This window comes from Pseudomonas sp. S2_E02, assembly GCF_054668355.1.
The window spans coordinates 5,478,389-5,494,467 of sequence record NZ_CP162761.1; the positions used below are offsets into that span (position 1 = coordinate 5,478,389).

Sequence of the window (16,079 nt, forward strand, 5' to 3'; positions counted from 1 at the left end):
GAGAAGTGCATGACGCAAGTCACGGTGAAACAACTGGCCGATGAGGTCAAAACACCGGTAGAGCGCCTGTTGCAGCAGATGCGTGAGGCAGGTCTGCCGCACACCGCCGCCGAAGAAAATGTGACTGACAGTGAGAAGCAGTCCCTGCTGACTCACTTGAAAAGCAGCCACAAGGCGAAAGTGGAAGAACCACGCAAGATCACGCTGCAGCGTAAAACCACCAGCACCCTGCGTGTTGCTGGCAGCAAAAGCATCAGCGTTGAAGTCCGCAAGAAGAAAGTTTTCGTACAGCGCAGCCCGGAAGAAATCGAAGCCGAGCGCAAGCGTGAACTGGATGAGCGTCGCGCAGTAGAAAATGCTGCCCGTCAGAAGGCTGAAGAAGAAGCCAAGCAACGCGCCGAAGTAGAAGCGCGTAATCAGCCTGCTGCTGCGCAGAACGCTACCAGCGACGCCGTTGCGGCGCCGGCTGCAGTTGCCGAACCTGTTCGCGAAAGCGCACCGGTGGTTGCCGCTGCTCCAGCTCCGTCTGCTGACGTTCGCAACAAGCAGAACGAACAGCGCCGTCCGGACAAGCCACGTGCTGACGATAACAATCGTCGCAGCGGTGGCGGTGATGGCGAGCGCAAAAACGCTCCGCATCGCGCCTCGGTCAAAGAAAAAGCGCCGGCTCCACGCGTGGCACCACGCACTACCGACGAAGAAAGCGATGGCTTCCGTCGTGGTGGTCGCGGCAAGGCCAAGCTGAAGAAGCGCAACGCACACGGTTTCCAGAGCCCAACCGGCCCTGTCGTGCGTGATGTGCAGATCGGCGAGACCATCACTGTTGGCGATCTTGCCAATCAGATGTCGGTCAAGGCTGCTGAAATCATCAAGTTCATGTTCAAACTGGGTACTCCAGCGACCATCAACCAGGTGCTTGATCAGGAAACTGCTCAACTGGTAGCCGAAGAACTGGGCCACAAAGTGACCCTGGTCAGCGACACCGCCCTGGAAGATTCCCTGGCCGAGTCCCTGAAGTTTGAAGGTGAGTCGTTCTCCCGTGCGCCAGTCGTGACCGTAATGGGCCACGTTGACCACGGTAAAACGTCCCTGCTCGACTACATCCGTCGTGCCAAGGTAGCTGCTGGCGAAGCCGGCGGTATTACTCAGCACATCGGTGCATACCACGTTGAAACCGAACGCGGCATGGTCACCTTCCTCGACACCCCGGGTCACGCCGCGTTTACCGCAATGCGTGCTCGTGGTGCCAAGGCGACCGACATCGTGATCCTGGTGGTTGCAGCGGACGACGGCGTGATGCCGCAGACCATTGAAGCTGTTCAGCACGCTGTAGCGGCTGGCGTTCCACTGGTTGTAGCAGTGAACAAAATCGACAAGCCGGGCGCCGATCTCGATCGCATCCGTAGCGAACTGTCGGTTCACGGCGTGACTTCCGAAGAGTGGGGCGGTGATACGCCGTTCGTTCCGGTTTCGGCGAAAGTCGGTACTGGCGTGGACGAGTTGCTTGAAGCCGTTCTGCTGCAAGCTGAAGTTCTCGAACTGAAAGCAACTCCATCGGCTCCTGGCCGTGGCGTTGTGGTTGAATCGCGTCTCGACAAAGGTCGTGGCCCGGTGGCTACCGTTCTGGTTCAAGACGGTACCCTGCGCCAAGGCGACATGGTTCTGGTCGGTTCGAACTATGGCCGCGTGCGTGCCATGCTCGACGAGAACGGCAAGCCAATCAAAGAAGCCGGTCCATCCATCCCTGTCGAGATCCTCGGCCTGGACGGTACCCCGGACGCTGGCGACGAGATGAGCGTGGTTGCTGACGAGAAGAAAGCCCGTGAAGTGGCTCTGTTCCGTCAAGGCAAGTTCCGCGAAGTCAAACTGGCTCGCGCTCACGCCGGCAAGCTGGAAAACATCTTCGAAAACATGGGTCAGGCCGAGAAGAAGACGCTCAACATCGTCCTCAAATCCGACGTCCGTGGTTCGCTGGAAGCGTTGAACGGTGCCTTGAATGGCCTGGGCAACGACGAAGTTCAAGTGCGCGTAGTCGGCGGCGGCGTCGGTGGTATCACCGAGTCCGACGCTAACCTGGCACTGGCCTCCAACGCTGTACTGTTCGGCTTCAACGTGCGTGCCGATGCTGGCGCACGGAAGATCGTCGAGCAGGAAGGTCTGGACATGCGTTACTACAACGTGATCTACGACATCATCGAAGACGTCAAGAAAGCCCTGACCGGCATGCTCGGCAGCGATGTTCGCGAGAACATCCTGGGTGTGGCCGAAGTGCGTGACGTGTTCCGTTCGCCGAAGTTTGGCGCGATCGCAGGCTGCATGGTGATCGAAGGTGTTGTGCACCGTAACCGTCCGATCCGTGTACTGCGTGAAGACATCGTTATCTTCGAAGGCGAGCTGGAATCCCTGCGCCGCTTCAAGGATGACGCTTCCGAAGTACGTGCCGGCATGGAATGCGGTATCGGCGTGAAGAGCTACAACGACGTCAAAGTCGGCGACAAGATCGAAGTCTTCGAGAAGGTTCAGGTTGCTCGCAGCCTCTAACTCGCACACTTCAGGAGCCGTGATGGGCTGCCGTACTCAACGGTGCGGCGCATCACCCGGACTCTAAACGCAACGCCCGGTCTGGCTTTTGTCAGGCCGGGCGTTTGCCGCTTTCAGACCTTGCGGGTTTCACCGCAGGGCAGTAACAGGTAACAAATCATGGCAAAAGAATACAGCCGTACCCAACGTATCGGCGATCAGATGCAGCGTGAGCTGGCCCAACTGATCCGTCGCGAAGTCAAAGATCCACGCGTGGGTCTGGTCACCATTACCGCTGTGGAAGTCAGCCGTGACGTCGGTCACGCCAAGATTTTCATTACCGTGATGGGCCAGGACAACGCTGAAGATATCGCGCAAAGCATCAAGGTGCTCAACGCCGCCGCAGGTTTCCTGCGCATGCAGCTGGCCCGTGAAATGAAGCTGCGCAGCGTGCCGCAATTGCACTTCCACTACGACGAATCCGTTGTCCGTGGTGCGCACCTGTCGGCGCTGATCGAGCGTGCCGTGGCTGAAGACAATCAGCATCCGGTCGTTGCTGAACCTGAAGACACCAAGGAGTAATTCGGTGGCTCAGGTCAAACGTATCCGTCGTAATGTCAGCGGCATCATCTTGCTCGACAAACCGTTGGGGTTCACCTCCAACGCTGCGTTGCAGAAGGTCCGCTGGCTGCTCAATGCCGAGAAGGCCGGTCACACCGGTAGCCTAGACCCACTGGCCACCGGCGTTTTGCCGTTGTGCTTCGGTGAGGCCACCAAGTTCTCGCAATACCTGCTCGATTCCGACAAGGGTTATGAAACCCTGGCGCAACTGGGCAAGACCACCACCACGGCAGATGCCGAAGGTGAGGTTTTGCAGGAGCGCCCGGTGACCGTTGGTCGCGCCGATGTCGAAGCGGTTCTGCCGAAATTTCGCGGGCAAATCAGTCAGATACCGCCGATGTACTCGGCGCTCAAGCGTGATGGCCAGCCGCTGTATAAGCTGGCTCGTGCAGGCGAAGTAGTGGAGCGCGAACCGCGTTCTGTTACTATTGCGCGCTTGGAATTACTGGCCTTCGAAGGCGATACTGCGCGTCTTGCGGTGGATTGCAGCAAGGGCACCTATATTCGCACCCTGGTGGAGGATATCGGTGAGCAACTCGGTTGTGGTGCGTACGTCGCTGAATTGCGTCGTACCCAGGCCGGGCCTTTCACCCTGGCGCAGACGGTTACCCTCGAAGAGCTTGAAGCAGTACATGCCGAAGGCGGCAACGAAGCGGTTGATCGCTTCCTGATGCCATCGGACAGCGGCCTGCTGGATTGGCCGTTGCTGCACTTCTCGGAAGCGAGTGCGTTCTACTGGCTCAACGGCCAGCCGGTACGTGCCCCGGATGCTCCGAAGTTCGGCATGGTACGGGTACAGGATCACAATGGTCGCTTCATCGGTATCGGTGAAGTGAGCGAAGACGGGCGCATTGCACCACGTCGACTGATTCGGTCGGAATGACCGAAACCGGTCTGTGTCAAAGCAGGCTGGCGAGGGTGGCTGTTAACAGGCACGGTCACTACTCATTTATAGATACAGGGATTTGTCCCTGGCCTGTTGAAGCTGTTTCCCTGAAACAGTTTCCTGATAAAAAGGATTGCCTCATGGCTCTCGACGTTCAAGAAAAAGCTCAAATCGTTGCTGACTACCAGCAAGCTGTTGGTGACACTGGTTCGCCAGAAGTGCAAGTTGCACTGCTGACCCACAACATCAACAAGCTGCAAGGTCACTTCAAGGCCAACGGTAAAGATCACCACTCCCGTCGTGGTCTGATCCGCATGGTAAACCAGCGTCGCAAGCTGCTGGACTACCTGAAAGGCAAGGATCTGGGTCGTTATCAGACTCTGATCGGTCGCCTGGGTCTGCGTCGCTAATCAGCGATTGCGCTATGAGGTTGGTTGTCTGTCGGACGTCTGCGGTTTACCGCTGGCGGCTTGCAGGCTCCCAGCCTCAAGTTTTATCTGGATACACGTTTTACCCCGGACAACGGTTGGGCCGATTCCCGACATTGCCCAAGAATTCGCAAGAAACCAGTTCCCCCAAGAGCCACAAAGAAGGTAGGACACCGTGAACCCGGTAATCAAAAAATTCCAGTTCGGTCAATCGACCGTTACCCTCGAGACTGGCCGTATCGCCCGTCAGGCCTCCGGCGCAGTATTGGTCACCGTTGACGACGACGTCAGCGTATTGGTGACTGTAGTCGGCGCAAAACAAGCCGATCCGGGCAAGGGCTTCTTCCCTCTGTCCGTTCACTACCAGGAAAAGACTTACGCTGCCGGTAAGATCCCTGGTGGTTTCTTCAAGCGTGAAGGCCGTCCTTCCGAGAAAGAAACCCTGACTTCCCGACTGATCGACCGTCCGATCCGTCCACTGTTCCCTGAAGGCTTCATGAACGAAGTGCAGGTTGTCTGCACCGTCGTTTCCACCAGCAAGAAAACCGATCCGGACATCGCTGCGATGATCGGTACCTCGGCTGCCCTGGCCATCTCGGGCATTCCGTTCGACGGCCCGATCGGCGCCGCTCGTGTAGCTTTCCACGAAAGCACCGGCTACCTGCTGAACCCGACTTACGAGCAGCAAGCTGCTTCGAGCCTGGACATGGTCGTTGCCGGTACTTCCGACGCCGTACTGATGGTTGAATCGGAAGCCAAAGAGCTGACCGAAGACCAGATGCTGGGCGCGGTACTGTTTGCTCACGACGAGTTCCAGGTGGTGATCAACGCCGTTAAAGAACTGGCTGCCGAAGCTGCCAAGCCGACCTGGACCTGGGCGCCTGCGCCAGAAGCCACCGAACTGCTGGGCGCTATCCGTGCCGAGTTCGGCGAAGCGATCTCCCAGGCTTACACCATCACCGTCAAGGCCGACCGTTACGCGCGTCTGGGCGAGCTGAAGGATCAAGTCGTTGCCAAGCTGTCCGGTGAAGAAGGCCAGCCTTCGTCCAGCGAAGTCAAAGCCGCTTTCGGCGAAATCGAATACCGCACCGTTCGCGAAAACATCGTTAACGGCAAGCCACGTATCGACGGTCGCGACACCAAAACCGTACGTCCGCTGAACATCGAAGTCGGCGTTCTGCCGAAGACTCACGGTTCGGCGCTGTTCACCCGTGGTGAAACCCAGGCTCTGGTCGTTGCAACACTGGGTACTGCCCGTGACGCACAACTGCTGGACACCCTGGAAGGCGAGAAAAAAGACCCGTTCATGCTGCACTACAACTTCCCTCCGTTCTCGGTGGGCGAGTGTGGTCGCATGGGTGGTGCTGGTCGTCGTGAAATCGGTCACGGCCGTCTGGCCCGTCGTTCGGTTTCGGCCATGCTGCCAGCCGCTGACGTGTTCCCGTACACCATCCGTGTAGTTTCGGAAATCACCGAATCCAACGGTTCGAGCTCGATGGCTTCCGTTTGCGGCGCTTCCCTGGCCCTGATGGATGCTGGTGTGCCGATGAAGGCGCCGGTTGCCGGTATCGCCATGGGTCTGGTTAAAGAAGGCGAGAAGTTCGCCGTCCTGACCGACATCCTTGGTGACGAAGACCACCTGGGCGACATGGACTTCAAAGTAGCCGGTACCGCCAAAGGCGTTACTGCGCTGCAGATGGACATCAAGATCAAGGGCATCACCGAAGAGATCATGGAAATCGCTCTGGGCCAAGCCCTGGAAGCGCGCCTGAACATCCTCGGTCAGATGAACCAGATCATCGGCCAGTCGCGTACCGAACTGTCGGCCAACGCTCCGACCATGATCGCGATGAAAATCGACACCGACAAGATCCGTGATGTTATCGGTAAAGGTGGCGCGACCATCCGTGCGATCTGCGAAGAAACCAAGGCATCGATCGACATCGAAGACGACGGTTCGATCAAGATCTTCGGCGAAACCAAGGAAGCGGCTGAAGCAGCACGTCAGCGCGTTCTGGGTATCACCGCTGAAGCCGAGATCGGCAAGATCTACGTCGGCAAGGTTGAGCGCATCGTCGACTTCGGCGCATTCGTCAACATCCTGCCGGGCAAGGACGGTCTGGTGCACATCTCGATGCTGAGCGACGCTCGCGTAGAGAAAGTGACCGACATCCTGAAAGAAGGCCAGGAAGTGGAAGTGCTGGTACTGGACGTGGACAACCGCGGCCGTATCAAGCTGTCCATCAAAGACGTGGCAGCGGCCAAGGCTTCGGGCGTTTAATCACCCCCAGGCTTTAGCGCAATGAAAATGCCCCGCCGTGAAAACGGCGGGGCATTTTTTTGTCTGCCAGAAAAGGTCAAGGTACAAAGTTGCCGGAGCCCGAGACCGGTGCTAGGTTTAGCCCACCGCCCGTGTAGCTCAGCCGGTAGAGCAGCGCACTCGTAACGCGAAGGTCGCAGGTTCGATTCCTGTCTCGGGCACCACCTTCTTGATCACTCTCACTTATCCCCATGTGGATTTATGTTCCGCAGGTCAGCTTTTTGTGGGAGAGATGTAAAGACCCGTGTAATTCGTCATGCAAACGTCCTATATTCGGTGCCTGCATGAGCATCGCTTAGCAGTTTTCAGATGATCCCGAATGGTTCCGAAGGCCGGTCAATCCGCGTCAGAGAGATCCTTGATGATCCAGATCCATCCTCCATTCCTAAGATCAGCGAGAACGCCATGACCGAATTAACTCAAGAGCAACGTCACGTACAGGCGCTGGAAAAGTACAAACTCGACGCCCCGCAGCTGTTGGAAGAGATCAAGGATCTCAGTCCCGATGATCAGAAAGATCAGATTCAGTGGGCCTTCGAAGACGAGGCTGAAGCCCAGGGCCTGCAGCCGTGGGAGCTGACACTCAAGTACACGAGCACGCCGGAGGAGTTCGAGGCGCAGCGCCTTGTGCTGCACAAAGAGGCGGCCGAAGTGCTGGGTGTCGATTGGGAAGAGTACTGCGAGATGAATAATCTGGTGGTCTGAAACAAAAACGCCAGCCTCAACCGGGCTGGCGTTTTTTATTGCGCGCAGTATTCAGAGACTGAGGCGCATCGATAGGTCCACCGCTTTGACATCCTTGGTCATCGCGCCAATCGAGATGTAATCCACGCCGGTCTCGGCAATCGGCAGCAACGTGCTTTCGTTGATGCCACCGCTGGCTTCCAGCTTCGCCTTGCCGCCGTTCAGGCGCACGGCTTCGCGCATGTCATCCAGGCTCAGCTCGTCGAGCATGATGATGTCGGCGCCGGCGGCCAGAGCCTCTTTCAGCTCATCCAGACTTTCCACTTCGACTTCCACCGGTTTTCCCGGCGCAATCTTGTGCGCGGCGGCAATGGCTTGTGGAATGCCACCGCTGGCGGCGATGTGGTTTTCCTTGATCAGGAACGCGTCGTACAGACCGATGCGATGGTTATGGCAGCCACCGCAGGTCACCGCGTATTTCTGCGCCAGACGCAGGCCCGGCAGGGTTTTGCGGGTGTCGAGCAACTTGACCTGAGTAGCGCCGACGAAATCGGCCAGGTATTGCGCGCGAGTCGCCACACCCGACAGCAGTTGCAAGAAGTTCAGCGCACTGCGTTCCCCGGTCAGCAGCGAACGGGCCGGCCCTTCCAGATGAAACAGCGGCTGATTGGGTTTCACCCGCTCGCCATCGACCACTTGCCAGTGCACCGCAACCCGTGGATCGAGCTGACGAAACACGGCATCGACCCACGCCGTGCCGCAGATGACGGCGGCATCGCGGGTGATGATGGTGGCTTTGGCCAGACGTTCGGCCGGGATCAGTTGCGCGGTGATGTCGCCGCTGCCGATGTCTTCGAGCAACGCACGGCGCACGTTGGCTTCGATTTCGGCGGTCAAATCGGCGAGACGTAGATTCGGCATAACGGGCTCCACAAACAAAGTGGTTCGATTATAGGGGCATGGCGCGAGCCAACCCAAGGCGAGAACGCGCGTGCTTGCCTGCATCCGGTCGATTTTCTTTGAGTAAAACGCGCCCGGACAGGGTCATTGAGAGGGCATAGGGGAAACCCTGACGACTATGGCGCCGTGGGCAAGTTATGAAAGATAATCCGCCTTGCATTTGACGTCATAGCTTTGACGTGCAATGCGGCCGAAGTTGTTGAGACCTGTGGGAGCGAGCTTGCTCGCGAAAGCGCAGTGTCAGTCACCAACCATGTCACTGACAGATCGCCTTCGCGAGCAAGCTCGCTCCCACAGGAGGCTTATGTTGCAAGTGACCGAACGAATCACCGTTTAAGGAGGCTTGGATGCACAACGACGGGAAAGTGGTGCCTTTGCACAAGGGCGCTACCGATCAGGCGAATCACTCGCCGCTCGCCCGCCTGCCTGTGATTCTGCTTCAGGTTCGCGACAAGGCTGCCCAGCAACTGCGCCACGGCTTGCAGGAGCTGTTCGATAACGCTGACGACACGCTGTTCGAAATGGCCGACCGTGCGCGCAACGATGTCGAGCAGAATATCTTTTTCGAAGCCATGCGCGACTTGCGCCTCAAGCGCAAAAACATCGAGCGTGGCTTCCTTGAGCAATTTTTCGAAGCCTTCGTCGGCCTGACGCAATACGATCCCACGCACAACACGCTGCCGCACGCCCTGATCTACGACGAGCTGGCACCGCGCAGCGACGACATGGAGCGCAGCGTGGCGGTCGAGACCATGGTCGGTCGCGTGCTCAAGCGTGACGGCTTCGCCCTCGATCAACTGACCGCGCGCCTTAACGCGCTGCTCGGCAACACCCTCGACGATCAGCACAACCCGCTCGGCCCGGCGCGGCTCTGCGAGTTTTTCCTCCAGGCCGGGCGTAATCTGGGCGTGGAAATCAAGGTCAAGCTGATCCTGCTCAAACTGTTCGAGCGCTATGTATTGGCCGACACCGAGCAGCTTTACGCCGAAGCCAATCAATTGTTGCTCGCCACCGGTGTGTTGCCCGAGTTGAAAGCGGCCCCTGCACGTCGCGCAATTGATCGTGCGATCGCCAATGTGCACAGCGAGGAACGCGACGACACGCTGCCCGTCGACGAAGGCGTGCAGGAGGTTTTCGCCGCGTTGCAGCAGTTGCTCGCGCAGGTGCGCGGCAGTGTCGCGCCGACGCTGGAACCCAGCGTCGCGGCGCAACCGATTTCCTCCCGCGACCTGTTGCGTCTGCTCTCGCACTTGCAACAGTACGTGCCGGCGCTGGCGGCGCAGGATGACTTTGATCTGCGCAATCAGCTCGAACAACTGTTGACCCGGGTCAGCGTCAGAAGCGGCAAATCGCGGATCGTCGGCGATGCGGACGAAGACGTGATCAACCTGATCGCGATGGTCTTTGACTGCATTCTTGAAGACCGCAATGTGCCGGATTCGCTCAAGGCGCTGATCGCCCGGTTGCAGATCCCGATGCTCAAGGTCGCGGTACTCGACAAGAGTTTCTTCAGCCGCAGCACCCATCCGGCGCGGCGCCTGCTCAACGAAATCGCCGCGGCGGCCATGGGCTGGGGCGATTGCGACGGTGAGGCACGCGACAGCTTGTACCTGCGTATCGAACAAGTGGTGCAGCGCCTGCTCAACGATTTCGTCGACGACCCGGCGATTTTCTCCGAGTTGCTGGCTGACTTTCTCGCCTTCACCAGCGATGAACGCCGCCGCAGCGAACTGCTTGAACAGCGCCTGCGTGACGCCGAAGAGGGGCGAGCGAAAACCGAACTGGCGCGGCGCCGGGTCGAACGCGCGTTGAATCAAGCGCTGCTGGGCAAGACCCTGCCGCCGACCGTGGTCACCTTCGTCCAGGACGCCTGGAGCAAAGTACTGCTGCTGACGTGCCTTAAACATGGCGATCAGTCCGCTGAATGGCAGGCCGATGTGCAGACCATGGAGCAGTTGATCTGGAGTGTGCAGCGCCATGACGACGCTGAATCCAGCCTGCGCTTGCTGGCGCTGGTGCCGGGCTTGCTCAAGGCACTGCGTGATGGTCTGAGCAGTTCGGCGTTCGATCCGTTCGCCACCAGCGAGTTTTTCAGTGAGCTGGAAGCCTTGCATGTGCGGGTGCTGGAGCGCTCCGAGCAGGCCGAGCAGGCTTTGCCCATGGTGGAGGTGTCGCAACAGATCATCCTGCAAACCGCTGATGAAGGCAGCGCGGCGTTGACCTCGGTACGTTTGCCTCACGACGCCGTCGGTCTGCGCCAGGTCGAGCAACTGCGTCTTGGCAATTGGGTGGCGTTTCAGGAAGACGATGAAAACAGTCTGCGCTGCAAACTCGCGGCCATCATCGAAGTCACCGGCAAGTATGTATTTGTCGATCGCACCGGGATGAAGGTGCTGGAGCGCAGCCGCATTGCACTGGCCTTGGAATTCGAGCGCGGAGCGGTGCGTGCGCTGGACGACACCTTGTTGTTCGATCGCGCGCTGGAGTCGGTGCTGGGCAATCTGCGACGACTCAATCACGGCAAGTGATCGCGCGTCGGGGGCCGATCACGGCATACTGGGCGCCAACACAGTCGGCGTTGAAGGAATCGGTATGCAGTTGGATCCCGCTAGCGGGTGGTGTCACGGGGTGCAGGTCTGCCCATCGCCCAACTTCAATGAGCGCCCAGCGGGCGAAATTTCCCTGTTGGTCATCCACAACATCAGCCTGCCGCCGGCGCAGTTCGCCACGGGCAAGGTGCAGGAATTTTTCCAGAATCGTCTGGATGTCACCGAACATCCCTATTTTGCAGGGATTGCTGACCTGCGCGTCTCGGCGCATTTTCTGATTGAACGTGACGGCAAGGTCACCCAGTTTGTCTCCTGTCTTGAGCGAGCGTGGCATGCCGGCGTCTCGGTCTTCGATGGACGAGAAACCTGTAACGATTTTTCCGTGGGCATCGAGCTCGAAGGTACCGATGATCTGCCGTTCACCGACGCGCAGTATCAGGCGTTGACGGCGTTGACCCGCCAGTTGCAAAGCGCATTTCCGGCCATCACCGGCGCCCGCATTTGTGGGCACAGCGACATAGCACCCGGGCGTAAGACCGATCCTGGCCCGGCATTCGACTGGGCGCGTTACCGCGCGGCCCTGGCACAAGAGGAAGGACAATGAGTTTTCTGGTGTTACTGCTGGCGTTGTGGATCGAGAAGTTTTCGGCCCTGCGTCATCGGGTTCAACGCGATGGCGGATGGATCCGCGAACTGAACAAACTCGAAACCAGCACGCGCCTGGCCAGACAGCCCTGGCTGGTGCTGACGATTCTGGTGCTGTTTCCGGTGGCGCTGCTGGCGTTGTTGCTCTTGGTACTGGAGCCTGTGGCCTACGGCTTGCTGGCCTTGCCGGTGCATTTGCTGGTGGTGATTTACAGCTTGGGGCGCGGCGATTTGCTCGGCGGTCTCGGGCCGTTCCGTGATGCCTGGCGACGTGAGGATTTGCAAGCCGCAGCGCATGTGGCCAAGCGCGATCTGGATATTTGCGCCGACAGCGGCGAGCAGTTGCTTGAAAGCGTGCAGGGGCATCTGCTGTGGCAGGCCTATCAGAGCTTTTTTGCGGTGATCTTCTGGTATTTCGTGCTCGGCCCGGTGGCGGCTTTGGCGTATCGCCTGTTGGCGCTGGCGCAGGAGCACGGCCAGAACCCGGCGCTGGTCGAGCGCGCGGCGCAACTGCGGCATGCCTTTGACTGGCTGCCGGTACGCTTGCTGGCGGCGAGCCTGGCGCTGGTCGGCAATTTTGTCGCGGTCAGTCGGGTGATGCTGCATGAACTGCTGAACTGGAACATCAGCGCTGCGCAATTGATCAACCGGGTCGGTCTGGCGGCGGGCGAGATTCCACCTCCCGTGGTCGGGCCGGACGGCATCAACACCCTCGATTGCCTGTGGGAATTGCTCTTGCGCGCGGCGGTGCTGTGGTACGCCGGGTTTGCCTTGTGGACCGTCTTGATCCACTGATTTCATTGATTTAAACAAAGATCCGAAGATCGCAGCCTGCGGCCGCTCCTACACAGGGATTGTGTATTTCCTGAAGGAGCTGCCGCAGGCTGCGAGGTTTTTTCGTTAACCTTAAGTTACAAAACCTCCCTCCGATTTGAGCTATACAGAGATGGCGCTCGATAGTGGCTATCTGCTGTCGCCCCGCGCCTGCCAATAAAAACAAGAAAAACCAAGGGAGACTTCCAGTGAAGAGCTTGCTCTATCCCGCCGTCTCGCTGATGAACCGTCTGAGCTTCGGCATGAAGTTCAGCCTGATCAGCGTGCTGTTTCTGGTGCCGATGCTGGTGACCAATTTTTATCTGGTGCGCGATTCCTATCGCGAATTCCAGGGCACTCGGGTCGAGCTGCAAAGCCTTGATCTGCTGGGCAGTAGCCTGGCCCTGCGTCGGGATCTGGAAACGCTCAACAATCTGGTACAGATCAACGTCACCCTCGGCCAGTCCGGCAAGGCCGGGAATATCGAGGCGCAAATCACTACGCTCGAACAAGCGGTTCTGGCACGCCTGCAAGGGCTGACGGCGATGACCGACGATCCAGAGCAGATTCAGGTCTTCGACGGTAAACGCGATGAAATGATTGCCGCGTTCAAGGCCCAGCAAGCGGAAAACTCACTGCAGAGCAAAAGCGCGTTGATCAGCAAAGTGCTCGCCAGTGCGCAGATTTTCAGCCAGATCATCACCAGTCAGGCCGGCCTGAGCCGCGACAACCAGAGTGATATCCGTCAGCTCAGCGAACTGGTCACCCTGATCACCCCGACCGTCACGCAAACCCTTGGCGAAGGTCGGGCCATGGGCTCGTATTCATTGGGCCAGGGTTTTCTCAACAGTTCTTCGAGTACGCGTTTCGATGAGTTGCTGGTGCAGATCGAAAAACTCCAGGCCGAGTACGCGCTGAAACTGCAGGACGCCCTCGGCTCGAGCAAAGCCGCGCGGGATAACCTCAGCACGGCGGCCGAGAGCAGCAAGGCCTCGCTGAAGCAGTCTAGCGAACTGTTCGAGGAACAGGTGGTGATGGCCGACACCCTCGATGCGCCTTGGCAGGCGTTTTACGATCAGATCACCGCGCTGATCGACAGGACTTACCAGCTCAACGAAGCCACGTTGAAATTTCTCGACACGCAATTGCAGCAGCGTCTGGCGCAGAACCGCACACACATGGTCTTGCAGGCGGTGGCGCTGTCGGTGGTGTTCGTGCTGATTTTCTACCTCTACGGCGGTTTCTACGCCTCGACCCGCACCACACTGAAACGCCTCGGGGCGATGATGGACAAGGTCGCGGCCGGCGACATGACGGTCAACTTCAAAGCCAATAGCCGCGATGAGCTGGGCGAGTTGGGCGAAGTCTTCAATGGCACGGTGAGGAAGATTCACGACTTGATCGAGCGCGTAGGTCAGACTGTCGCTGAGGTCGAGCGCCAGGCCGGGCAGGTTGAAAACGTCTCTGCGCAGAGCAATCAGGCGGTCGCCGGGCAACGCACGCAGATCGAGCAAGTGGCGACGGCGATGAACCAGATGTCGGCGACTTCACTGGAGGTGGCACGCAGTGCGGCGGCAGCGGTGAGCAGCGCCCATAGCGTCAATGACGAGACCATCAGTGGCCGTGGCTTGGTCGAGTCGCAGCAGGGCAGCATTGCCGCGCTGGCCAGCGAAATCGATCAGTCGGTGCTGGTGATCAACCAGTTAGCCAGCGACAGCCAGTCGATCAGCCGCGTACTGGAAGTGATCAAGAGTATTGCCGAACAAACCAACCTGCTGGCGCTCAACGCTGCGATTGAAGCGGCGCGTGCCGGCGAGCAGGGACGCGGTTTTGCCGTGGTCGCCGACGAAGTGCGCACGCTGGCCAAACGCACTCAGCAATCAACTGAAGAAATCGAACAGATGATCGCCAAGCTGCACGGCGGCGTCGGGGCGGCCGTGAAAGCCATGGGCGTCAGCCATCAGATGGCCAATGGCACGGTGGGGCAGTCGGAAAAAGTCCAGCAGGCGCTGGAAAACATCCTTGGTGCGGTCGGTATGATCGTCGATCAGAACCAGCAGATCGCCGCTGCGGTTGAACAGCAAACGGCGGTGGCCCATGACATCGATCAGAACATTGTCGAGATCAACCGTGCCGGCGAGCGTACGGCGCAAGGTGCGCACCAGACCGAAGACGCCAGCCGGGCGCTGTCAGCCCAGGTCGTTGAGCTTAAACAACTGATCAGCGCCTTCCGCGTCTGAGGCTCGCACGAAAAACTGTGGGAGCCTGCTCGCGAATGCAATCTGTCAGTGACATCTCTGTCACCTGATACACCGCCTTCGCGAGCAGGCTCGCTCCCACAGGGTTTTGGGTTTTGTCAGAACCCTTTGTAGTACTTCTTCACTTCCGGCCGTAAGCCCAATCCTGTTTCCCTCCAGGCTCTGGCATTTCCCCATCAATGAGCCAGTATCCATACCCAATCGTTCGCATAGAGGATGTCGCTCATGTCTGCCGCAACCTTGGGGGTTCTGGGCCGTTGCGCTCATTGCCAGACCACGCTGCTGCTCAAACCCTGGCAGCTCAATGCCATCTCGATCAATGAACCGTTTACCTGCGAGCATTGCCAGAAAGCGCTGGAGCTGCGATGCCCGCAACAGATCAAGCGCTTCAAGTCGCTCGACTCTCTGGCGCTGCTGCGTTTCAGTGCTTCGTTGACGGTGTGCACCGCGCTGCTGGTGGCGCTGGTGATGGAATGGGTGGGACTGCTTAGCGTCACTGAGCAACTGAACGCGTCACTGATCACGATCTTTGTGTACTTCGTGGTCGTCCGTTACGCGCGCCAGCGGCAACACCTGACGCTGATTCTGGAGGCCGCCAAGGCGCACGCCGACTGATTACCAGCCGAATACTTCGCAGCTGTTGGCGGTACTGGCCGTGGCCAGTTGTTGCGGGCTGATATTCATCAGTCCGGCCAGCGCCTCGCAGATCGCCGGCAAATGCGCCGGGCTGTTGCGCTGACCGGGAAACATCGCAGGTGCCATGTCCGGTGAATCGGTTTCCAGCACAATCGAATCCAGTGGCAGTTCCGCCAGCACCCGATGCATGCGCAACGCTTGTGGCCAGGTCGGTGCGCCGCCGAGGCCCAGTTTGAAACCGAGTTTGATGTATTCCCGCGCCTCTTCACGGCTGCCGGCAAAGGCGTGGATGATCCCCGCGCGTTTGAGCTTGAAGCGCTTGAGCGTCGCGATCACCGCCGCGTGGCTGCGTCGCACATGGATCAGCGCCGGCAACTGAAAGTCTGCGGCCAGTTGCAGTTGCGCCTCGAACAGCGCCTGTTGCCGCTCGCGGTCGAGGGTTTCGATGAAATAATCCAGACCGATCTCGCCCACCGCACACAACTGTCGATGACCATGCAGCCGGGTCAGCCAATCACCGAGTGTCGACAAATCTTCGGGTCGATGCTGATCGAGATACACCGGGTGCAGGCCGAATGCCGCGTACAAATCGACATCGCTCTGCACCAGATCCCACACCCGTTGCCAATTGCCCTCATAGACGCCCAGCACGACCATCCGCCGCACCCCGTGCGCGCGGCTTTCGGCGAGCAACGCTAAGCGATCGGCGTCGAAGTCGGGGAAGTCGAGGTGGGTGTGGCTGTCGATCAGCTCCACGGT

The 16,079-nt window shown here is 59.0% G+C and carries 13 protein-coding genes and 1 tRNA gene; 12 read left to right on the top strand and 2 right to left on the bottom strand.

Going from position 1 to position 16,079, the window contains the following annotated elements:
- Positions 1–9 precede the first annotated feature (9 nt).
- The 7 genes from infB (at position 10) to AB4O01_RS24490 (ending at position 7,480) form a co-directional block, all read left to right on the top strand.
- The gene (infB, locus tag AB4O01_RS24460; RefSeq protein ID WP_095119526.1) at positions 10–2,541 is read left to right on the top strand and encodes a translation initiation factor IF-2; all 2,532 of its coding nucleotides are present in this window, start codon (positions 10–12) and stop codon (positions 2,539–2,541) included.
- A 159-nt stretch (positions 2,542–2,700) separates the two neighbouring features.
- Positions 2,701–3,102: a 30S ribosome-binding factor RbfA gene (gene rbfA / locus AB4O01_RS24465; protein WP_093435767.1), complete on the top strand. Its 402-nt coding sequence runs from the start codon at positions 2,701–2,703 to the stop codon at positions 3,100–3,102.
- 4 nt (positions 3,103–3,106) lie between these two features.
- Positions 3,107–4,024 carry a tRNA pseudouridine(55) synthase TruB gene (gene truB / locus AB4O01_RS24470; protein WP_093435771.1) on the top strand — a complete coding sequence of 306 codons (918 nt, stop codon included), beginning with the start codon at positions 3,107–3,109 and terminating at the stop codon, positions 4,022–4,024.
- Between the two features lie 143 nt (positions 4,025–4,167).
- Complete coding sequence (gene rpsO / locus AB4O01_RS24475) at positions 4,168–4,437, top strand: 30S ribosomal protein S15 (protein WP_003177875.1); 270 nt, start codon at positions 4,168–4,170, stop codon at positions 4,435–4,437.
- A gap of 193 nt (positions 4,438–4,630) precedes the next feature.
- The gene (pnp, locus tag AB4O01_RS24480; protein WP_007915263.1) at positions 4,631–6,736 is read left to right on the top strand and encodes a polyribonucleotide nucleotidyltransferase; all 2,106 of its coding nucleotides are present in this window, start codon (positions 4,631–4,633) and stop codon (positions 6,734–6,736) included.
- Positions 6,737–6,863: 127 nt separating this feature from the next.
- Positions 6,864–6,939 (top strand) — tRNA-Thr (locus AB4O01_RS24485).
- A 241-nt stretch (positions 6,940–7,180) separates the two neighbouring features.
- A complete protein-coding gene (locus AB4O01_RS24490) occupies positions 7,181–7,480 on the top strand; it encodes a DUF6388 family protein (protein WP_016986493.1) in 300 nt (99 codons plus the stop codon).
- Between the two features lie 51 nt (positions 7,481–7,531).
- On the opposite strand, the gene nadC is transcribed toward AB4O01_RS24490, so the two are convergent.
- The gene (nadC, locus tag AB4O01_RS24495) at positions 7,532–8,380 is read right to left on the bottom strand and encodes a carboxylating nicotinate-nucleotide diphosphorylase (protein ID WP_077571044.1); all 849 of its coding nucleotides are present in this window, start codon (positions 8,378–8,380) and stop codon (positions 7,532–7,534) included.
- A gap of 386 nt (positions 8,381–8,766) precedes the next feature.
- Between nadC and AB4O01_RS24500 the strand changes: the two genes are divergently transcribed.
- The 5 genes from AB4O01_RS24500 to AB4O01_RS24520 all read left to right on the top strand — a co-directional run bounded on the left by AB4O01_RS24500 (position 8,767) and on the right by AB4O01_RS24520 (position 15,299).
- Positions 8,767–10,947 carry a DUF1631 domain-containing protein gene (locus AB4O01_RS24500; protein WP_460089856.1) on the top strand — a complete coding sequence of 727 codons (2,181 nt, stop codon included), beginning with the start codon at positions 8,767–8,769 and terminating at the stop codon, positions 10,945–10,947.
- Positions 10,948–11,011: 64 nt separating this feature from the next.
- The gene (gene ampD / locus AB4O01_RS24505; RefSeq protein ID WP_460089857.1) at positions 11,012–11,572 is read left to right on the top strand and encodes a 1,6-anhydro-N-acetylmuramyl-L-alanine amidase AmpD; all 561 of its coding nucleotides are present in this window, start codon (positions 11,012–11,014) and stop codon (positions 11,570–11,572) included.
- Positions 11,569–12,408: a regulatory signaling modulator protein AmpE gene (gene ampE / locus AB4O01_RS24510; RefSeq protein WP_093435791.1), complete on the top strand. Its 840-nt coding sequence runs from the start codon at positions 11,569–11,571 to the stop codon at positions 12,406–12,408. The genes ampD and ampE overlap by 4 nt, the downstream gene beginning before the upstream one ends.
- Before the next feature lie 227 nt (positions 12,409–12,635).
- On the top strand, positions 12,636–14,666 hold the full coding sequence (locus AB4O01_RS24515; protein ID WP_460089858.1) for a methyl-accepting chemotaxis protein: 2,031 nt from the start codon (positions 12,636–12,638) through the stop codon (positions 14,664–14,666).
- Positions 14,667–14,909: 243 nt separating this feature from the next.
- Entirely contained in the window at positions 14,910–15,299 is a 390-nt protein-coding gene (locus tag AB4O01_RS24520; protein WP_093435799.1) for a hypothetical protein, read from the top strand.
- On the opposite strand, the gene AB4O01_RS24525 is transcribed toward AB4O01_RS24520, so the two are convergent.
- Entirely contained in the window at positions 15,300–16,076 is a 777-nt protein-coding gene (locus AB4O01_RS24525) for a TatD family hydrolase (protein ID WP_460089860.1), read from the bottom strand. It lies immediately after the preceding gene.
- Between the last annotated feature and the right edge of the window lie 3 nt (positions 16,077–16,079).